Source organism: Candidatus Accumulibacter cognatus (assembly GCF_000584975.1).
In the GTDB taxonomy this organism is placed as follows: domain Bacteria; phylum Pseudomonadota; class Gammaproteobacteria; order Burkholderiales; family Rhodocyclaceae; genus Accumulibacter; species Accumulibacter cognatus.
Window position 1 is genome coordinate 1 of record NZ_JDST02000038.1, and the last position, 20143, is coordinate 20143.

General features: G+C 59.2%; 22 protein-coding genes. 8 read left to right on the forward strand and 14 right to left on the reverse strand.

The window, feature by feature from the left end; all coding sequences use genetic code 11:
* The first annotated feature begins 159 nt into the window (after positions 1-159).
* Genes AW06_RS07755 through AW06_RS07770 form a run of 4 tightly spaced genes read left to right on the forward strand, consistent with a single transcriptional unit; the run spans position 160 to position 2161 of the window.
* A complete protein-coding gene (locus AW06_RS07755; protein WP_034948235.1) occupies positions 160-693 on the forward strand; it encodes a septation protein A in 534 nt (177 codons plus the stop codon).
* Positions 693-995, forward strand: a complete 303-nt coding sequence (locus AW06_RS07760; protein ID WP_034948239.1) for a YciI family protein — start codon at positions 693-695, stop codon at positions 993-995. The genes AW06_RS07755 and AW06_RS07760 overlap by 1 nt, the downstream gene beginning before the upstream one ends.
* Positions 992-1339: a BolA family protein gene (locus AW06_RS07765; protein ID WP_324547557.1), complete on the forward strand. Its 348-nt coding sequence runs from the start codon at positions 992-994 to the stop codon at positions 1337-1339. The genes AW06_RS07760 and AW06_RS07765 overlap by 4 nt, the downstream gene beginning before the upstream one ends.
* 27 nt (positions 1340-1366) lie before the next feature.
* Positions 1367-2161, forward strand: a complete 795-nt coding sequence (locus tag AW06_RS07770; protein WP_034948242.1) for a peptidylprolyl isomerase — start codon at positions 1367-1369, stop codon at positions 2159-2161.
* Between the two features lie 59 nt (positions 2162-2220).
* On the opposite strand, the gene AW06_RS20140 is transcribed toward AW06_RS07770, so the two are convergent.
* Positions 2221-3996, reverse strand: coding sequence for a diguanylate cyclase (locus tag AW06_RS20140; RefSeq protein WP_138677461.1), 1776 nt, complete (start codon positions 3994-3996; stop codon positions 2221-2223).
* 248 nt (positions 3997-4244) lie between these two features.
* On the opposite strand from AW06_RS20140, the gene AW06_RS07780 reads away from it, so the two are divergent.
* From AW06_RS07780 to AW06_RS07790, 3 genes are all read left to right on the forward strand, one after another.
* Positions 4245-5171, forward strand: a complete 927-nt coding sequence (locus AW06_RS07780; protein WP_034948341.1) for an ABC transporter ATP-binding protein — start codon at positions 4245-4247, stop codon at positions 5169-5171.
* Complete coding sequence (locus AW06_RS07785; RefSeq protein ID WP_034948245.1) at positions 5168-5932, forward strand: ABC transporter permease; 765 nt, start codon at positions 5168-5170, stop codon at positions 5930-5932. The genes AW06_RS07780 and AW06_RS07785 overlap by 4 nt, the downstream gene beginning before the upstream one ends.
* Before the next feature lie 308 nt (positions 5933-6240).
* The gene (locus AW06_RS07790; protein WP_034948255.1) at positions 6241-6897 is read left to right on the forward strand and encodes a peroxiredoxin; all 657 of its coding nucleotides are present in this window, start codon (positions 6241-6243) and stop codon (positions 6895-6897) included.
* 132 nt (positions 6898-7029) lie between these two features.
* On the opposite strand, the gene AW06_RS07795 is transcribed toward AW06_RS07790, so the two are convergent.
* The 6 genes from AW06_RS07795 to AW06_RS07820 all read right to left on the reverse strand — a co-directional run bounded on the left by AW06_RS07795 (position 7030) and on the right by AW06_RS07820 (position 13165).
* A complete protein-coding gene (locus AW06_RS07795; protein ID WP_034948258.1) occupies positions 7030-7548 on the reverse strand; it encodes an O-acetyl-ADP-ribose deacetylase in 519 nt (172 codons plus the stop codon).
* A 129-nt stretch (positions 7549-7677) separates the two neighbouring features.
* Complete coding sequence (locus AW06_RS07800) at positions 7678-9303, reverse strand: membrane protein (protein WP_034948261.1); 1626 nt, start codon at positions 9301-9303, stop codon at positions 7678-7680.
* A 188-nt stretch (positions 9304-9491) separates the two neighbouring features.
* On the reverse strand, positions 9492-10277 hold the full coding sequence (locus AW06_RS07805) for a 2-phosphosulfolactate phosphatase (protein WP_034948264.1): 786 nt from the start codon (positions 10275-10277) through the stop codon (positions 9492-9494).
* 48 nt (positions 10278-10325) lie between these two features.
* Positions 10326-10730, reverse strand: coding sequence for a hypothetical protein (locus tag AW06_RS07810; RefSeq protein ID WP_273704496.1), 405 nt, complete (start codon positions 10728-10730; stop codon positions 10326-10328).
* A gap of 83 nt (positions 10731-10813) precedes the next feature.
* The gene (locus AW06_RS07815) at positions 10814-11761 is read right to left on the reverse strand and encodes a DUF2950 domain-containing protein (RefSeq protein WP_273704497.1); all 948 of its coding nucleotides are present in this window, start codon (positions 11759-11761) and stop codon (positions 10814-10816) included.
* A gap of 36 nt (positions 11762-11797) precedes the next feature.
* Positions 11798-13165 (reverse strand): DUF3300 domain-containing protein, encoded by a 1368-nt coding sequence (locus AW06_RS07820; protein WP_034948275.1) that lies wholly within the window; start codon positions 13163-13165, stop codon positions 11798-11800.
* A gap of 359 nt (positions 13166-13524) precedes the next feature.
* Between AW06_RS07820 and AW06_RS07825 the strand changes: the two genes are divergently transcribed.
* Positions 13525-14109, forward strand: a complete 585-nt coding sequence (locus AW06_RS07825) for a hypothetical protein (protein WP_034948289.1) — start codon at positions 13525-13527, stop codon at positions 14107-14109.
* 446 nt (positions 14110-14555) lie between these two features.
* Here AW06_RS07825 and AW06_RS20145 read toward each other — a convergent pair whose 3' ends face one another.
* The 7 genes from AW06_RS20145 to AW06_RS07855 form a co-directional block, all read right to left on the reverse strand.
* Positions 14556-14804 (reverse strand): hypothetical protein, encoded by a 249-nt coding sequence (locus AW06_RS20145; RefSeq protein WP_273704498.1) that lies wholly within the window; start codon positions 14802-14804, stop codon positions 14556-14558.
* Positions 14805-14849: 45 nt separating this feature from the next.
* Positions 14850-15899, reverse strand: coding sequence for a DEAD/DEAH box helicase family protein (locus AW06_RS07830; protein ID WP_273704499.1), 1050 nt, complete (start codon positions 15897-15899; stop codon positions 14850-14852).
* A 96-nt stretch (positions 15900-15995) separates the two neighbouring features.
* The gene (locus AW06_RS07835; RefSeq protein WP_034948294.1) at positions 15996-16451 is read right to left on the reverse strand and encodes a hypothetical protein; all 456 of its coding nucleotides are present in this window, start codon (positions 16449-16451) and stop codon (positions 15996-15998) included.
* Between the two features lie 193 nt (positions 16452-16644).
* Positions 16645-17244, reverse strand: a complete 600-nt coding sequence (locus AW06_RS07840; RefSeq protein ID WP_034948347.1) for a site-specific DNA-methyltransferase — start codon at positions 17242-17244, stop codon at positions 16645-16647.
* A gap of 25 nt (positions 17245-17269) precedes the next feature.
* Positions 17270-18892, reverse strand: coding sequence for an ABC-F family ATPase (locus AW06_RS07845; protein ID WP_034948297.1), 1623 nt, complete (start codon positions 18890-18892; stop codon positions 17270-17272).
* 107 nt (positions 18893-18999) lie between these two features.
* Positions 19000-19620 (reverse strand): LysE family translocator, encoded by a 621-nt coding sequence (locus AW06_RS07850; protein ID WP_034948300.1) that lies wholly within the window; start codon positions 19618-19620, stop codon positions 19000-19002.
* Positions 19613-20137: an HD domain-containing protein gene (locus tag AW06_RS07855; RefSeq protein ID WP_034948303.1), complete on the reverse strand. Its 525-nt coding sequence runs from the start codon at positions 20135-20137 to the stop codon at positions 19613-19615. Before AW06_RS07855 ends, AW06_RS07850 begins: the two co-directional genes overlap by 8 nt.
* Between the last annotated feature and the right edge of the window lie 6 nt (positions 20138-20143).

The following is a 20143-nucleotide window of genomic DNA, read 5'->3' on the forward strand; positions in this document are numbered from 1 at the left end:
CCAGCTGAGCTATACCCCCGCTCGAAAGAAGGCGGAATTATAGGGAGTCGGCCCCCTACTGTAAAGCGCTGCGTCACCCGCGATGGCCAGATGGCCGTAGTGATGGACAGCAGTCTGTTATATCGGCCATAATCACTCGATCCGTCTACCGCATCCGCCATGAAGTTCCTTTTCGACCTTTTCCCAGTCATCCTTTTCTTTATCGCCTACAAGGTTTTCGACATCTACGTCGCAACCGGAGTAGCCATGGCTGCGAGTTTCGCGCAGATTGGCTGGCTATGGTTCAAGGGTCGCAAGATTGACACCATGCTTTGGGTGAGCCTGGTAGTGATCATGGTTTTTGGCGGCATGACCCTGATCCTGCAGGACGAAACCTTCATCAAGTGGAAGCCGACGGTGCTCTACTGGACCTTTGCGGCGACCCTGCTCGGAGGTACGCTGTTCTTCAGGAAGAACCTGATGCGGGCATTGCTCAGCGAGCAGATGGAACTGCCGGAGGTCGCCTGGAGCAAACTCAACTGGTCATGGGTTGGTTTTTTCATTTTCATGGGGATCGCCAACCTTTTCGTGGCGTACAACTTTTCGACAGACGATTGGGTCAACTTCAAACTGTTTGGTGCGACCGGGCTGATGCTGGTTTTTGTGGTCATCCAGGGGTTGATACTGTCGAAGTACATCGAGGAGACTAAATGATGTTCTACGCCATCGTTGGCGAAGACCGTCCGGACTCACTGGCCGACCGTCTCGCTGCCCGGCCGGCGCATATCGAGCGTCTCAAGGCACTGCAGGATGACGGTCGCCTGTTGCTCGCGGGCCCCTTTCCTGCCATCGATTCTCCTGACCCCGGGCCGGCCGGTTTCTCCGGCAGTCTGATCATTGCTGAGTTCGCTTCGCTCGAAGCGGCCAGAACCTGGGCAGACGCAGACCCTTATGTCGCCAGCGGGGTCTACGCGACCGTAACCGTCAAGCCATTCAAGAAAGCCTTGCCGGCGTGACCAACGTGCCCGCCGCTGGTGCTACGGCCAGCGTTGTCACGATCATTCAGCAACGACTCACAGCGCTGGCGCCGATCTGCCTGGAGGTGATCGACGACTCGGCTCGGCACACTGGGCATGCCGGTGCGCAGGGTGGGGGGGGCCACTATCGCTTGCTGATCGTCTCGGATGCTTTCGCAGAGCTCGCCCGTCTGGCGCGTCATCGCTTGGTGCATGCTGCACTTGATGACCTGATGACTATCCGGATTCATGCCTTGAGCATCCAGGCGTTGACCCCCGCAGAATATTCGGCGATGTCCTCGATGACACTTCCTGAGCACACGCGCTTTACTGCTTTACTTTAACCCAACCCAACCGAAGGAAAATCAGACATGCACAAGCTTTCCCGACTTGCCAGCGCGTTGCTGCTCGGTGCGCTTATCTCACTCCCGGCGGCAGCCCAGAAGGCTGCAAGTGGCACCCTTGCCACCGTCAATGGCGTCGCCATTCCTCAGACCATCGCCAACGCCTTTGTCGCCGAACAGAAAGCTCAGGGCGCCCCCGATACTCCCGAGTTGAAGAACGCGGTTCGTGAAGAACTGATCCGTCGTGAGTTGCTGGTCCAGGAAGCGAAGAAGTTGAACCTGGACAAACAACCCGATGTATCGGCGCAAGCCGATCTGGCCAGGCAGGCGATCTTCATCCGTGCTTTCGTTCAGGATTTTGTCAAGAAGCACCCGATCAGCGACCAGGATCTCAAGGCCGCATACGACAAGCTGAAAACCCAAATGGGCAATACCGAGTACAAGCTCCGTCACATCCTGGTTGAACAGGAAGACGAGGCCAAAACCATCATCGCCAATCTGAAGAAGGGTGCCAAGTTCGAAGAGTTGGCCAAGCAGTCCAAGGATCCTGGATCCAAGGACAAAGGCGGCGACCTTGGCTGGAACAGCACGGCCAGTTACGTGAAACCGTTTGGCGATGCGGTTGGCAGTCTGAGCAAGGGCAAGTACACCGAAACCCCGGTCAAGACCGATTTTGGTTATCACGTGATCCTGCTAGAGGACAGCCGTCCGCTGACTGTACCGCCGTTCGACCAGATCAAGCCGCAACTAACGCAGCGCCTGCAACAGGAGCAGATCCAGAAATACGTGAATGATCTGCGTGCCAAGGCAAAAGTCCAGTAGGCTTTCCCTATGGAAGGGCGCCGGAAATCCGGCGCTTCGCCAGACACTATTGAAGCGAGTCAGTCTACCCCGTCCTTCTCTTCATGAAACCGGATCAGATTGCGTCCCGCTTGTTTGGCCTGATACATTTCTGCATCAGCCCGCTTGAGGAGGTCGTCTCGGCTGGCAACATGATCGTGAAACAGCGTCACGCCGATACTTGCCGTGCAATGATGTTCGATTATCGAATCTGTACTTCCTTCGCACCGGATGGTTAGCACGTAGGGTTCCGATAAGCGGATACGAATCTTGTCTGCTACGATCGCGGCTTGCGCACTCGATTCGATTTTATCCACATGCAGATCACTCAGTATCACGACAAACTCATCGCCGCCGAAACGCGCCACGGTGTCTGCCGCGCGAACGCAGGTTTTCAGTCGATTCGCCGCTTCGATCAGAAGTAAATCGCCGACTGCATGGCCATGCCGGTCATTCACTGGCTTGAAGTCGTCGAGATCGATGAACATCAACGCGCCATAACAAGCATTGCGCTTGCTGGCTGCCATGCTCTGCTGCAGACGGTCGTTGAGCAGCAGGCGGTTGGGCAATTGGGTGAGGGCGTCATAGAAAGCCAGATGGTGGATTTGCTCTTCGGCGGCCTTGCGCTCGGTGACGTCATGGGAAACGACGACCACCCGTTTGATGCGGCCTTCATCGTCCCTGATGACCCCACCGCGAGATTCGATCAGGCGGATGCCGCCGTCGGCCGTCACAAAGCGAAATTCGAGATGGTGCCCGATCCCCGTGGCGACTGTCTCATGAAAAGCTCCGACGACTCGTTCGCGGTCGGCCGGATGGATGTCGGTGAATGAGGATGTGCCGCAAAGATTCCGGTCACCGAGCAGGCGCGCGTAGGACGGGCTGTTGTATACCCGCCGTCCTTCAATGTCGAGAACCGCCACGAATCCTTCGAGGTTCTCGGTGATCAAGCGGAAAAACGCCTCCTGCTCGCGCAAGGCGTTTTCCGCTTGCTTGCGCGGGGTAATGTCTTCGTGGACCACCACGACGCCTTTGCCGGGCGTAAGCATCGGATCAACGCGCATGCGAAACCAGCGTGCCCGATCTGGAGAGTTGCAGGCATATTCGTGGCTGAAGTGTGGCTGAGTCTTGGTCAGCACCGCTACTATACCGGCCCAGGCCTGCAAGGCTTCATCTCCACCCGGCTGTCCGGCGGCAGCCATGCAGACACTTCGATAGCTGAGGCCAACGGAGTTTGTCGCCAGACCTGGTGCCCCGTTTTCCTCGGCAAAGCGTTGCCAGGCCCTGTTGACCGAAACGATGACTCCCTGCGGATCAAGAACGGCCAGATTCTCGGTCAGCGAATTGAGAATGGTGCGCGTGAATGCCTCACTTTCCAGCAGTGCTTGTTCTCTCGTTGCAAGGTGCTTGCGGTACTTCTCGGCCGCCCTGCGTAACTGTTCCCGATGCAGCAGATTGCGGATACGTCGGCGGGTAATCTCTGCGAGGATCGGCGGGGTGAAGACGGTATCGGTAGGACTCGGGACCTGCTCGGTACACGCTGTCCCGGCCTGGCCGAGCTCCGTCAAAAAGATCATCGGAATATCTTGCAGTCGGGGGTCGGCCTTGAGCCGCCGGCAGGTCTCGTAGCCATCCATCTCCGACATCATGAGATCGATCAGGATCAGATCGGGGGGGGATTCCGCTGCCATCGCCAGTCCCTGTGTGCCGGAACTTGCGAACTGCAACTCGAATTCCGGAGTCAGTGTAGCCCGCAGCGTCAGCAGATTGGCCAGCCGGTTATCTATGGCCAAAATCCGTGGCGTCGGGTTGCTCATGGTGTTTTTGTCCTCTCACCCGTGTGCTGCAGGGGTCCTTTGCCGACAGTGCGGCCAGGATATACCGCAGCATGTGTGCCGCTGCCCTGGCCGTCGAGCCGCGGCAATCATCACATAGATTTAATATGCTAAATTATAGTCAATATGGTGCCGGTGCCGGATCGGCATGCTGGTCAGGCCGTTTGCCTGCCGCCGAGATGCTCATGCCGCTGTTCAATCCACTGTCGGGATCTGCTATGGTCGCGTCCATGCCGACCATCCTCTCCATCGCTGGACTCTGCAAGACCTACGCCACCGGCTTCCAGGCGCTCAAGGAAATCAGTCTGGATATTCGCCGCGGAGAGATCTTCGCCTTGCTGGGTCCCAATGGTGCAGGAAAAACCACCCTGATCAGCATCATCTGCGGGATCGTCAATGCCAGCGCAGGAACGGTGCGGGTGGACGGTCACGACATTGTCACCGATTACCGGGCAGCGCGCGCAAAAATCGGTCTGGTCCCGCAGGAACTGACCACCGATGCTTTCGAATCGGTATGGGCGACGGTTTCCTTTAGCCGTGGCCTCTTCGGCAAGCGCGCCAATCCAGCCTACATTGAAAAGATACTCCGCGAGCTCTCTCTGTGGGACAAGAAGGACAACAAGATCATCACCCTCTCGGGCGGCATGAAGCGTCGCCTGCTGATCGCCAAAGCGCTGTCGCACGAGCCACAGATTCTGTTTCTCGACGAGCCGACAGCCGGAGTCGATGTCAACCTGCGGCGTGACATGTGGCAACTGGTGCGCTCGCTCAAAGCCACCGGGGTTACCGTCATCCTGACCACCCATTACATCGACGAGGCCGAAGAGATGGCTGAACGGATCGGGGTGATCAGCAAGGGCGAGATCATTCTGGTGGAAGACAAGGTTGAACTGATGCGCAAGCTGGGCAGGAAGCAGATGACTCTGCAACTGCTGAATCCACTCTCTGGCATCCCACCTGAACTCGATGCCTACCCGTTGGAACTGTCGAGCGATGGCAGTGAACTGACCTATACATATGATACGCAAGGCGAGCGAACCGGCATCGTTGCGTTGCTCAGGGATCTCAATGACGCAGCCATCGTCTTCAAGGATCTGCACACCACCCAGAGTTCGCTCGAAGACATATTCGTCAGACTAGTGAAGGAGGCAAAATGAATCTGCAGGCCATGCGTGCGATTTACCTCTTCGAGATGGCACGTACCCGACGCACGCTGCTGCAGAGCATCGTCTCGCCGGTGATTTCGACCTCCTTGTATTTTGTCGTCTTCGGCGCGGCGATCGGTTCGCGCATTCCCGAGGTCGACGGCATCAGCTACGGGGCCTTCATCGTGCCGGGGCTGATCATGTTATCGCTATTGACGCAAAGCGTTTCCAACGCTTCATTCGGCATCTATTTCCCAAAATTCACGGGAACGATCTACGAGTTGCTGTCGGCTCCGGTTTCCTATTTCGAAATCACCGCCAGTTATGTCGGCGCAGCCGCCAGCAAGTCTGTTGTCCTCGGCCTGATCATTCTTGCCACAGCCGGCCTGTTCGTCCCGATAGAGGTTGCGCATCCCTTCTGGATGCTGCTTTTCCTGGTACTTACGGCGGTGACTTTCAGTCTATTCGGGTTCATCATCGGCATCTGGGCCGATAATTTCGAGAAGCTGCAACTGGTGCCGCTGCTGATCATCACCCCCTTGACATTCCTGGGCGGCAGCTTCTACTCGATCAATATCTTACCACCGATCTGGCAGACGGTTACCCTGTTCAACCCCGTGGTCTATCTGGTCAGTGGCTTCCGCTGGAGTTTTTATGACGTCGCCGACGTTCGTGTCGGTATCAGCCTTGCCATGACGCTGCTGTTCCTGGCTTTATTTCTGGCGATCGTGGCCTGGATCTTCAAGACCGGCTACCGGCTCAAGACCTATTGATCCGGCCTGAACAAGTTGTGGCCAAGGCCGATATCGCGAGCCACAGTCGTTACGCGCGCGATCGTGCAGGCGGGAGGATTGCCATGGCCAAACGCCCCCCGTTTCAGGCGTTTGAATCCTTGCTCGATCCACGCCCTTAACCCATACCAGCCTAGAGAGGGTTGGACATCAATAATGTGAATGCATTTTTGATTGACTGCCGCCGCCATCGTCAAGGATACTTCTCGATACTCTATCCGGTTTTCTGTTGTTGTCCAGCTTCACCCGTTGTGGACGGTCTTTTCACCCCCGTAAGCAGAGGAGCTACCATGTCACTTCGCATCAATGACGTTGCACCCGACTTCAGCGCCGAGACCACCCAGGGCACCATTCGCTTTCATGACTGGATCGGCGACGGTTGGGCAATTCTGTTCTCTCACCCGAAGGATTTCACTCCGGTGTGTACCACCGAGCTCGGCTATATGGCCGGCATTGAGGACAAATTTGCCAGCCGTAACTGCAAAATCATCGGGTTGTCGATCGACCCGGTGGAAAACCATGCGCGCTGGGCCAAGGACATCGAAGAAACACAAGGCCACTTGCCCCGTTACCCCATGATCGGGGACACCGATCTAGCTGTAGCCAAGCTCTACAATATGCTGCCCGCCGAAGAGTCGGGCAGCTCGGAGGGCCGTACGGCGGCCACCAACGCGACCGTGCGTTCGGTCTTTGTGATCGGGCCGGACAAAAGGATCAAGCTGATGATGACCTACCCGATGACCACCGGGCGCAATTTCGACGAAATCCTGCGCGCGCTGGACTCGATGCAGCTCACTGCCAAGTACAAGGTCGCCACGCCGGTGAACTGGAAGCAGGGCGAGGACGTCATCATTGCCGGTTCGGTGTCCGATGAGGAAGCCAGGACTCTGTTTCCGCAGGGCTGGGAGGCACCGAAACCTTATCTGCGCATCGTCAGGTACCCGTGATCTTCGAACAGATGGCCAGCGGGAGCTGCCAGTCATATGATTGGCACTGTCCCGTGGCGAGGCCAGCAAGCCTGCGGATTCGCTGCAAGGCCGGCACACGCCGTTGTCCGGGTTGCGTGCCCCGCAGCGAGTTCAGAGACCGTTCTCCCCGAGTAGCGCTTCGTAAACCTGCAAGTCACGCGAGGAGAAGCAGCAGAAGATCACTTGCTGGAGGGGTCCGTCGGCCTGGAGCGACGAACGCACCGTCGCCACCGCAATCGTTGCGGCTTGTTCGATCGGGTAGCCATAGATGCCGGTACTGATGCTCGGGATGGCCAGAGTGATCACGCCCTGGGTGCTGGCAAGCTCGATCGAACGCCGATAACACGAGGCCAGCAAGTCGGCTTCGTTCCGGTCGCCACCATGCCAGACTGGGCCAACGGTGTGAATGATGTAACGGGCGGGCAGGCGATAGCCGCTGGTGAGCTTGGCGTCGCCGGTTTGACAGCCACCGATTCGGCGACAGGCATCCAGCAACTCGGGACCGGCTGCGCGGTGGATGGCGCCATCGACGCCACCGCCGCCAAGCAGCGACGAGTTCGCGGCATTCACGATCGCGTCGACCGCAAGCGTGGTGATGTCGGCCTGCCGGGCACGTAACAGGGTTGGCATGGTCAGCGGAACCCGAAGATTCTCCAATAACAAACTGCCCAGAAAGTATGCCCAGCATTTTCCGAGTAGGCAAGCATGTTCGCTGGTGGAATGGCCTGCGTCCGCGTCCGGTTCAGAGATGTACACACCTCAGGCACTGCGCAGCTTGAGCCTCTGCGTCACCCAGATCGCTGCGAAGGGCATGAATAGGCTGAGTATGATCGACACGGTGAGCAACCCGCCGAGCTGGCTATAATCTGCCGGCACCTTGAGAGCGTGGGTCTGCGGATCGCGAATCTCGCGGCTGACCTCGAAAAACTGGTTCAGGTACTTGGTGCCGAGTTGTGCAGCTGACAGTGCGAGGTTGGTAAAGGATGCCATCACCGCGAAGTAGGTGGCCTTGAGATTGGCCGGTGCCGAATTGGCAATCCACGCCAGCATCGGCACCATGGCGATCTGCCCGAGAGGTGACTCCAGCGCAGTGTCGATCAGCACGATGAAGCGTGCGTCGATGACGCCGCCGGTGTGCGCTGCGGTCCATTCGTGCAGGCCAAAGTACATGCCGAGGGTGGGCAAGCTCAACAGCGCGTCGGTGAGCGTCAGAAAACCGACAATATAGGCGATCGAACGCTCGCCCATGAAGCGGCGGAAGGCGAACAGACCGCACAGCGTGAGCACACTGGCGATCAGCGAAAGCTGCGCAAGGAAGGACTGGTCGAAACCGAGCACGTCGATCATCCACCAGGTGGAACCGACACCGGGACCCGGCATGGCGCGAAAGACAAAGATCACGATCGCGGTTCCGAGCAGCGTTCGCCGCGACTCCACATCGAGTGCCCTGAGCAGCCTCGCCATCAGGAAAGCAATCACCGCGAAAGAGCCGGCAAAGATGATCTCTTCTCCGAAAGCCAGCCCCGAGAGTCCGACCGACAGACTGATGGCAACGAACACTGCGCTGCCACCGAGGATCCACCAGTCGGGCCGGACGGGATCCGGTGGCGGTTCGAGCTCGCCGTACAATCTGGTCTCGTCAAAACCACGGGCGCGCAGCCGCCTTGCATCGAAGCGTTTGAGCAGTGCCGCCAGCAGCACGCCGGCAACCGAGATCGCCGGGATCACCAATGCCATGCCAAAGACCTCGGTATAAATTCCCACCTTGGCCTCTTTCACCAGAGTCTCGGTCCCTTGGAACATGAATACATTGACCAGCGAGACCAGGATACCGCCGGCAATGATGGCGATGCGACCGAGGGTCTGCAGCGTGGTATTCATCAGTCGTCGTGTTTCCGGTGACAGCGGCTGCCCGTGTTCATTGACGCGCGGCACGGCTTCGACGGTCATTGCGTCGGCAACGACGTCCTGCAAGACATAGCCGACCGGTGAAAGCAGGGTGGCGACAACGAACCAGGCCTCGAGGGACATCAGCTCAGCCATGCGCCGCGGTTCGGCCACCATGCCGAGCATGATCAGCAGGCTGGTGGCGATCAGTCCGGCGCCCAGCCATACCAGCCCGGCCTTGTACCGCCAAATCAGGTCGACCAGGTGTCCGAGCGGCATCTTCAAGGCCCAGGGAATCCCTGCCCAGAAGCCCAGAGCAGCGAGGAAGGCTGCGGACAAGCCGAGGTACTCCTTGACGAAGAAAGTGCCAACGATCTCGGTCAACCCGGACACCCCCGCTGCGGCATAGACCAGCAGTGGTGGCAGGTAGGAAAGCCGCATTGCACGGACGAGTTCGAGAATGTTGTCGGCAAACCAGTGACGGACGGCGGCGAGCATTACACAACTCCATGGGGCGGGAAACCGTGTGACCGCGACAACCGGCCCGGCAGTAGCCGGACTGGCCAGCGGCCGACCGGAACAGCAGTACGGGGAAGCCGGCGCTATTCTGTCAGCAAAGGTTCGGCCGGCGCTGCAGGACGATCTCTCGAAGAGAACAAATTCACCTTGGTTCGGGGCTTCAAGGCCTAGGCCTGGATGTGTTCGGCGTACCCATTTTCGTGTAATCTCAGGCCGTTGCGGAGTGCTCCGGATACACGAAGGGAATCCGCCTGGCCAGTGCGCGTCTGCCTTAGCTGCAGCTGCCCGTTTGCGTGCGAAGCCTGCAGTGCGAAATCGAAGCGGTCGGGTTGTGCGCACAGAACGAGATCGCCGATGGGCAGATTAGGGTTGTTGTCAGCCTGAAAGCGGCGACCGAAATCGGAGTTGCGTACGCGGGCGGCGTAGAGTTCCGGGTCGGGGTTTTCGCCGTGCAGCAGTGCATCGAGATAGTCCGCACAGGCGATATCCTCATCACCGTCGCGATCGACCCATTCGCCGGTGATCACGAAGCATACCTCCTCCGGTTTTAACGCCAACAGCGCTTTTGCCGTGGCACGGCCCAAGACAAGACTGCCGGCGAACAGCGCCCGTGCGTCGCGAAAACGGCCAAGACCGCGGACACCCGCGGCGGTGGTCTGAATCAGCGGCCGGCCAGTCAGGTCAGCGCCTTGCAGGGCCAACGGCGAATTGCCGAAATCAAAACCGGGGATCGGGTCCCCTCCGCCGATGGCGCCGGTGGTGACCGCGTCCGGCAAACGTCTCAGCAGGCGGAAGGCTCCAGAAATCGTTTCCACAGGGTAAATCCTGCTGACACCGGCGGCAATAGCATAGGCAGCAGTAGTGAAGGAGCGCAGCACGTCGATCACCACTACGGCATCGGTGGGCTCGTTGGTTGGATCAAGACGATTCAGGAAGACGCGGCGGGTACGCATGATGGTGTACAAATCCTTGGAGTGATCGAATGCCGTGACTGAAGAGAATCAACGATCTTTGGCGAGCAGTTCGTTTTCAGACCACCAGCGGAGGTTCGACACTTTGCCACTGGACAGCAGGATCATTTCCATGGCGTTCGCCAGTCTTTCAACCGTTGGGGCATTGGCAAATTTCTTCAACCACTTGCGCACGAATGGCGTGGATGGCTCAATGAAACACAGGAAGCCGTTCTCTTTCTCTTCGTAGTTGCTGCAACCAATCCAGAGCGGGTAGTCAGGGTTGACCAGTTCAACCATCACCCCCCAGTCCTCGACTCCGACCGTGCGGATCAGGAAGCCGTGTGCCGGCAACTGCTGGGACAGGTACTCTGCCAGGCGGAGGCCGTAACGACCAGGATTGATTTGGTTGTCCTCGCCTGGATAGGGCGGAAAATCAGCAGAGATGAATTCCATCTGCGCTCGCATGGTAATCCTTGAGCAATGATTAATGATCGGGGGTACCAGACGGCGATCACGAGCCGGTCCCGCGTGGCGTTCTATTCGGCTTTCTGCCAGCTCTTATCCGGGTTGAAGCGGCTCATCCTGAGCGCAGCAGTTTCGGTATTCTTGCCCAGGTTTTTCTGAAAGACCGTGCCGTCGTGATTGACGATGAAGGTCATTATCCCGGAGACCCCATATTTCGCTGGATAGGCAACGACGGCAAAGCCGCCGATTAATTTGTCATTGACCAGATAGTCATAGGCGCCGCCTGGCGCATCCTTGCCCTGTGCGGTCAGCATCCGGTAACGGTAGCCATGATATGCCGTCGGCTGCACGCTAGCGGTTTTCGGGACGTAGCCTTCGCGCGTCGCTGCGCCAACCAGCGGTCCCAGCGGACTTGGCCGCTGGTCTGTCTCGACCGGCCAGAAAAGACCGTCGCGAGTGCCCTCACTGGAGACAAAACGCTGGGCGAAGTCGTTTGATCCATTGCCATCCAGGTCATCGGCAGCATACTCCCGTTGCGCATCGACGATCGCCAGCAGCGTCTGGATCGTATCCAGTTCATTCCGACCGATACGTCGGTTGATGATTTCCTCGCGTCCGGCCGCCGCATCGAAGACCCAGCGATCACCCCGGCGTACCAGAGGAGCGGGGAAGGGCCAGTCATCATCGCCGACAAGAATCACCGCTCGGCCATCCGATGTCAGGCTGATAGCGTGCTTGCGGTCATAAGCAGCCAGGAATTTCTCCCAGTCCCGACGGTCGGCAATTGTATCGCCACTTGCCAGCCAGCTTCGCGATGCCGGACCGAGCACGGCCAACAGCGCGTTTACGTCCTTGGCGCGCACGGCTTCAGCCAGCGCCCTGACGGCATCTTCAGGCTGGGTAAAGCCTTGCTGAGCAGGCTTCTGCGTCGCCGGTACAGTCTCTGCAGCATTGATCATGGGTGATGTCACCAGCAGCAGCCCGAGCGCGAGCGCTTGCATCGTGTTATGGAAGTTCATCGTATTTTTCTCCGCAGAAAGGGGGGACGGACCTTCTCAGCGACCACGGCCGCCGCCACCGCGGAAGCCGCCACCACCTCCGCCTCCGCCGCCACCACGATATCCGCCGCCACTGGAGAAGGCTGCATGACCCCCACCTCGACCTCCCATGTCTGCCCTGCTGGCACTGCCGCGCTGGCTGGCCTCACGCGTCGAAGCACCGTTGCCCACTCCAGAGAAGCCGCTGCTACCCGCAGGCTCGTGCATTCCGGCGCTGCGCGGCCGCGCGCCACCCTCGAAGCGGTCACGTGTCGAGGTCCCAGCACCCCGATCATCACTCAGCCTGCGGTCGCTCGACACGGCACGCTCCGGTCCCCGGTTCTCTGGTCGCCCAGCTTCACCGCGAGCACCCAGAGACTCGCGCGATCGGCCATCAGCCTGCCCGACGCGCTCGTTCAACTGGTCGCGATCCATGCTTTTGAGTTCAGTGCGCCCGGCATCGGCATGGCCACGAAAATTCTCGCGCGCCTGTACCGCCTGCGCATTTCCGCCACGGTTGTACTGGCGGGCGACGTTCTGATCGCGGTAGGCGACTCCCCCGCGGTGATCGACGTTGTGGTTCCAGCGGTTGCTGCTGATGTTGGTGCGATTGAAGGAATTGTAACGATTGACGTTGATATCGACGTTGCCGCGGCCCCAAGCCCAGTTGCAACTGCCCCAGATCGCCGCGCCGACGACCACGCCGGTGGCGAAAGCGAGGCCAGGTGGATAGACATAGGCCGGTGGGTAGACGTAATACGGTGGCGTGGAATACCACCAACTGCCATAAACGACGGTCGGGTTATAGCTGGGCACATATACCACCTCGGGCTGGGGCGATTCGATTACGTAGATCTTCTGGCTGCCCTGCGTCTCGATTCTCACTACCTGCTGTTCGGTGGTCTTGAGATGTCCAGTCGTGTCGGCTCGGGCACGCAGGCTCTGCACGGTGTCCAGCACATCCTGCTGCTGCGCCAGGAAGGCGTCGCCGAGCTTCTGCATCCAGTCGAGATTGTCGCTCATCTGCTGTACCACCTGCGGTACGGCGGTCAGCGATTTGACCGCCGGGTCCCAGGACTGCTTGGCCATCGCCGTCTCCAGCGTCGCTCCGCTGACCTTGGGATTGGCTTTCACCCAGCGCGCTGCCTGAACCACTTCGAGGGGATAGGTGGACGCCATCAGAATCTGCGCCAGCAGCGGATCCGGATAGAGGGCGATCGGTGCCAGGAGCCGATCAAGATCCTGTTGGGAGAAGGTCTTGGCCGGCGGATTTCCTACCGTCGCTCCAGGTGCCAGAGTAGTTTGGGAATGCTGCGCCAGCACCGTTGACCAGGCGAGCATCAGTGCCATGACAAGCGCACAGGATCGGGTAGGGGTTGATTCCATCAAACCTCCTCGGGCGTTAACCATCACGGAAAGATTCAAAATCCAACAACTCGTATTGACCAGGAACAAACGACGGACGACATTTGGCAAACAAATGTGAGCATAAGCGCAGACCGGTATGCATGGCAACCAGATGCTACGACTGGAACTACATTAATCGCGTGGAAGGCCCTTATTTTCTGGCTTTCCGGTAGACTATCGGTGTTCAAAAGAACACCTGTTGAAGGATTAAGCTGGTCAATAGCCAAGAGACGCTTGCGCCGATTAGAGTGCCCCATTCTAGAGGTATGTCGGGTGCGGCCTCGCTGGCCACGAAGTTCACTCGTCAGTGGCACTCGGCTGCCGGACAGGAGGATGCAATGCGTGCTGGCAGATGGCTGGTGGTTTCATTGTTGATCAGTTGCGCGGCCTGGGCTGAGGTTTCACCGCCGCTGCCGCAAACGCTCGAAGAGGCCGGCGCACAGCGGCAGAGAGCCGCGTCGATGCGCGCCGAGGCGGAGCGTCGCTACGAGACCGAGCAAAAGAATTGCTATACCAAGTTTATGGTCAATGATTGTCTCGCAGCTGCCAAGAAGCACTATACGGCAGCGATCATCGAGGCTCGTCAGCTCGATCAACCGGCCCGTGACTTCGAGCGCGCGGTGAAGAGGCAGGAAGTCGAGGCGAAGGAAGCACAGCGGCTTGCCGATCAGCCTCGCCGCGAAGCAGGGCAGCAGGAGAGTGCCGAGCGCTTTCGTGCCGAGGAGGCGGCGCAGGCCGCTGCACGCGAGCAGAAGCTGGCCACCAAGGCGGCCAAGGCCGAAGAAGGGCACCGCAAAGAAGCGGCCAGGCAGGCCAAGAGACAGGCCAAACTCGAGAAGCGGGCGCAGCAGGAGACCGAGCGCGAAGCCAGGCAGGCTGCCAGGGAAGCGGGCAAGCCAGCCGGCGGGGCCGCCGCCGACTGAGACGGGGTGAATCAATCTACCGCGCGACCGAACCGTGACGTTGCGCGCTCGCTCACTCAGCGCCTATCTGTCTGATATGTCTCGTCGTTCGCTGGCGCCTTGCATCTTAGGAATGTTCAATAATCAATCTGTGGAAATTCATTGCTGGACTGGGAAAATGCTGGGATTCCATTGATCAGCTTTCGCAAATTGTTTTTGAAACGTTCCTTAGCCTGTTTGCGACGATTTCTTTACCACCTCTCAGAGGCACGGCAACCGCGTTTTCCAGTCGGGCATCAACACCAGTTCGCATGCAACGCTGGTTCCGTCCTCAATCACCAATTCAAGCTTTCCGATATCGCTGCCAAGCGAAGCAACAATCATGCTGGTCGGATAGGTGGGGGTTGAACACCTATGGCTCCTGCGACTGCTCACCCAACTCGGCGACGATCAGCTCGTCGCCCGAATCACAGCACATAGGCAAAGGGCCAATCCCAGCCTTCCTGCAACGCCTGCTTGGTGATGATGACGCGCACCCGGTTAGTCGGGCTCATCAGGTACTGGTTTTCGGGGGCGGCCAGATCGTTGGTATCGGCTGTCTTGATGGCGATTTCCGCCTCATCCAGCACGCCGACGTTGATCAGCCATTCCTTGGCGTCGAGCGCGTGAATATGGTTGCCATCGCGCTGGTCACCGCCGGTGCGTTCTACCTGCACCAGCAGGATCGGTCGAATGGGAGTGCTGGTATTGGCGTGCAGCGTTTACGCCGAGGCGTCCAGATCGCGCAGGCGGTCCAGTGCGGTGCGCCTGTCGGTGCCACTGCGCGGATCAAGGTTCAAGGGCATCTTGATCATGCCTCCCCGGTCCAGGGCGATGCTTTTGACTTCGACCAGCACATTGGCGTGATGACCCGGCTTCGGGTTTTTGCCGCCGGTCGGCGCAACGTCCTTCGGTGTGGCGGTCAGTTCAAGGACGAAGCAGGGGTTGAAACCGTAGAGCGTCGAAAACGCCAGTTCGGATACCGCCTTGTGCCCTTCGTCCATGACCACGACCGGCCGAATGAGGCGCAGCGCATTGCCCAGCGAATCCTTCACCTGCGGCCATGGGTAGCTTGACCCGGCCAGATCGTAAATGTCGAGGTTGGGGTTTGCCGCAAGCGCCGCCGCATGGGCGTGCTGCTCCCATTCAGGCGGGCAGAACCCATCCACGTCGCCCCGGTCGCGGAACATCTTCAGCGAATCCTTGTTCTCGCGATTGCCCGCTTGCAGCATCAGCAACATCACGCACAGATGGCTTTCGACATCACGAGCATCAAGCTGATCGGCCTTTTCCAACAGGCGAACCGCATTTCCGGACAACACGTCGAGCATTTGCCGGTACGGGTGATGCCGGTCCGCCAGTTGCCGCCTGGTCTGTGTGTAGATCGCCTCGTTGGGCACGATCCACAGCACAAAGCCTTCCTTTCGGCCGAGATACTGGCCAAAAATCTTCGACAGCGCGGCCACTGCCAGGAAGGTCTTGCCGCCGCCCGTGGGCACCTTGAAAACGATATTCGGCACCGCCCGGCAGATGCCGTCCTGCCGGGTGGAATACGGAACGGCGAGGCGGGAATCCGACAGTTTTCCGCTGGCGCAAAGCACCTCCCAGGTTTTCAGGGGGAAATCTGGGACCGGGCGCTTCAGGTCAGGGTCAGTCTCCTGCGCGTTGGAGGCCACGATCTTGTCCGCCTTCAGTTTCTGGCCGGACAATTCGGTCAGATAGTCCCCCAGCCGCGCCAGCACGCGGCCTTGGTAGTCGAGATCGCGCAACATTTCATCACCAGCTCGTCAAGGCGGAAAGCAGCAGAATCTCGATGTCAAATCGGCGACGTCTCGGTTCCAAACCCATAGATGCGGATGGCTTGCATATCAGTCTCCTTGTCCTTTTCGCTCGACACGGTACAGCGCCCACGGCAGCGGCGCGAATTCGACCGGCAGGCCCGCTTCGTTCAGCATCTTTTGCGAGACGAACTTCACCGGCGCAAACACCAGAGGTTTCTTGCCCGGTTTGCTTTCCGACAGGGCCTTGGCCTTGGCCAGCGTCAGCGCCGATGCGCGGGACTTGAGGAAGTCCAGTTCCGGCTTGTAGATCAGCCAAACATGGAATGCCGACGATTCGCCCAGATAACCGTGACCGTCCTGTTCAGACACCTTGGCGGGGTCGATGGCTTCGTTGGTCGCCATGTGGAAGAGCAGCGCGCCAAGCTGTGCAAAATCCGGCAGCGCGTCGCCGGTCAGCAGGTGGTCCAGGTTGACGGCTTTGCCCAGTATGCAGTAGGTATAACGGCCGCCCAGGCCTGCCACCCGTTCGGTGACGGACTTCACCCCTTCCACCCGCAACTCGTCGTCCCTGACCTTCTGTTCGATCCGGTCGAAGCGATGGCCTTCGAGGTTTTCGATGTCGGCAATCTGGTCGAGCTGTCAGCCTTTTTCAGGTCGCTGAACGTGAGGGATTGTTGCAGCAGCGTTTCGCGCTGTGTCCCCTGAAAGGCATAGCCCTTGATCACTCATCCATATCTTAGGTGCGTTCCAGCAGGTCTGGACGCCATTTGTCCTTTTTCTTGGCATAGATCAGCAAGTAATCGTGATCTTCGGAGAAGAACTTTGCCGACGGTTTTGGGGAAAAGTTCTTGTGCAAAATGCAGGTCGCGACGAAGTTCTGTTCGCCGAAGATCGCATCCAGCATCGCCCGCGCACGATGAATCTCGTTGTCGTCCAGCGTCACCCAGAGGCTGCCGGCCTGGCCCAGCTGGTCGTGCAGCAATCGCAAGCGCGGCCACATCATCGCGCACCATTTGTCGTGCCGCAGGCCGTCCTCGATCCCGACCGGGTTCTCGCTCAGCCACTGCTGCATCATCTGGCTGTTCACGTTGTCGTTGTAGCACCAGCCCTCGTTGCCGGTGTTGTACGGCGGGTCGATGAACACGCAATCGACCTTGCCGGCGACCATCGGCAGCAGTGACTCGAGCGCGTGCAGGTTGTCGCCGTGGATGACGAGATTGCCATCCAGACGTGGTTCGCCGACCGACTTGGCGGCGTTTGGCAGCAAAGGGCGGTGCGGCACGGCCAGATGGTGGTTAAAGACGAATTCCTTGCCCTTGAAATTCAGTTCCGGCATGGCGCTCTCCGTGCTTTACGACCTCTCAGGCGATCCCCTGGCTGGCCAGATACTCTTCGTAGTTGCCGAGGTAGCTGATCGCCTTGCCGTCGGTACGTACTTCGAGGATACGGGTGGCGAGCGATGACACGAACTCGCGGTCGTGCGAGACGAAAATCAAGGTTCCCTTGAACTTCTCGAGCGCGGTATTGAGCGACTCGATCGATTCCATGTCGAGATGGTTGGTGGGCTCATCGAGGACCAGCACGTTCGGTCGCATGAGCATCAATTTGCCGAAGATCATCCGTCCCTGCTCTCCGCCCGAGATCACCTTGACCGCTTTTTGCACTTCGTTGCCCGAGAATAGCAGGCGTCCGAGCGTGCCGCGGACCAGCGTCGACAGGTCATCGCCGTCGCCGGCGCTGCTGCGTGCATAGCCGGAGATCCAGGCAGTCAGACTGAGGTCGCTGTTGAATTCGTTGGCGTGATCCTGCGCATAGTAGCCGGGGCGGGCTTTATCCGCCCATTTGATGCTGCCGCGCTGGGGTGACAATTCGCCCATCAGCAACTTCAGCAGGGTGGTCTTGCCGACGCCGTTTTCGCCGATGATGGCCAGACGGTCGCCGCCGTTGAGCGTCAGGTCGAGCTTGTTGAAGATCTTTCGCTCGCTGTCGTGATAGCCGAAGCTCAGGTTCTGGATTTCGACGGCTTGCCGGTGCAGCTTCTCTTTCTCGTCAAACTCGAAGCGGATCCACGGGTACTGGCGCGATGAAGGTTTGACGTCTTCCGGTTTCAGCTTGTCGATCAGCTTCAGGCGAGAAGTCGCCTGTTTGGCCTTGGAAGCGTTGGCCGAGAAGCGGCGAACGAAATTCTGCAGTTCGGCGATGCGCTCCTTGGCCTTGGCGTTGGCGCTCTGCTGGCGCTCGCGGGCCTGTGTCGAGGCTTCCATGAAGTCGTCGTAGTTACCCGGATAGACGGAGATCTTGCCGTAATCCAGGTCGGCCATATGCGTACAGACCTGGTTGAGGAAGTGTCGATCATGGGAAATGATGATCATCGTGCTGTTGCGCTCGTTGATCGTGTTTTCCAGCCAGCGGATGGTGGCAATGTCGAGGTTGTTGGTCGGTTCGTCGAGCAACAGGATGTCCGGGTCGGCAAACAGCGCCTGGATCAACAGGACGCGCAGCTTCCAGCCGGGAGCGACATCGCTCATCGGGCCAAAGTGCTGTGCGGCCGGGATGCCGACGCCCAGCAGCAGTTCGCCGGCGCGCGCTTCGGCCGTGTAGCCGCCGTACTCGGCGAATCTGGCCTCGAGGTCGGCGGCATGCATATAGTCTTCCTCGCTCGCTTCCGGGTTGGCGTAGATGGCATCCTTTTCGAGCATGCAGGCCCACATCTGCTCGTGACCCATCATCACCACGTCGATCACGCGCTGTGCTTCAAAGGCGAACTGGTCCTGGCGCAGATAGGCCATGCGTTCGTGCAGATCCTTCGAGACGTTGCCGGCAGTGGGTTCGAGTTCCCCGGCCAGGATTTTCATGAAGGTCGATTTACCAGAGCCATTGGCGCCGATCAGCCCGTAGCGATAGCCTTCGCCGAACTTGATCGAAACGTTTTCAAAAAGGGGTTTGACCCCGAACTGCATGGTGATGTTGTTGGCGACGAGCACGAATAAACCTCGGTAAAATCATCAGGTTGCAAAAGATCGATATTGTACCCCAGCGGCTGTCGAGGCGCTGTTGCTTCTGGCTTGGGGGGTGCGGCGCAGTCTGTTCTTCAGCGATTGTCGAGCGCCAGCTTGACGCCGAAACCGAGCAGTGCGGTGCCTGCCAGGCGGGTTGCCAGCTTGCGTACCAGGGGCAGCGACCGCAGCCTGCGCGCGACCGCGTTGCCAACCAGTACCAGGCCAGCCTGGTAGAGAAAACTGATCAGGGTCACGTGCGCGATCATCACCCCGAGCGTCAAGGCTGAAGCGTCGGCGCGCAGAAAGAGCGGGAAGAAGGCCACGAAGAAGAGTACCACCTTCGGGTTGGTGAGACCGACCGTGAAGGCCTGCCGGAAATACACCCAGGCGCTTTTTCTGGTCTCCGGGCTGCTGTTGTCACTGCTGACCGGCTGGCGCAGCAGTTGCAGCCCCATCCAGCCCAGATAAGCGACGCCAAACCACTGCAGGCCCTGGAAAAGGGCGGGGTTTGCCTTCATCACGGCGGCCAGGCCGACAATCGCCGCGATCATATAGGCCATATCGCCGAGCAGTGTTCCGAGGACGGCTCCCAGGCCGGCGGTGATGCCGTTGCGTGCCGTGGCGTTGAGAATCGCCAGCGTGCCGGGACCGGGTATCAACTGGAAGACGAGAATCGCGGCGACGAAGCTCTCGTAGTTCTGGATTTCAAACACGGGTCGATTTCTTTGGGAGGATCAGAGACGAAACCTCCAACAAAGCGTCGAGTTCCGCCCACAGGGGGTCACAGAGGCCGTCACGGTAAGCGGCTTGCCGGAAGCACGGGTGCTCTTTACGGTAGACCTCCCACAGACGGTGCCGCTGATCGGCGATGCAGCTCCTGACGTTGGCCAAGCGGTCGGCAGCCTTGACCACCAGGGCCAGTTCAGTGGCGCCGCTGACCGTTGCCAGTCTGGCATAGGTGCTGGCCTTGCGCTCGGCCCGGTTGGCACCGGGAGCGTCGGTCAGCAGGCTGACGCAGTCGGCAATCAGGGATCCGAAGCGCTCGCGTATATCGCTTTCGCGGATTTTTGTATCCTCGACAACATCGTGGAGATAGCCGACGATCTGGGCTTCGGCGCCGTAGGGCGACAAAAGACCGACAACGGCTTCGAGATGAAAGGCGTATGGCCGGTCACCGTACATCTGGTTGCCGTGCGCCGTCAGCGCAAAAGAGCGGGCTTCATCAAGCATGGGCAG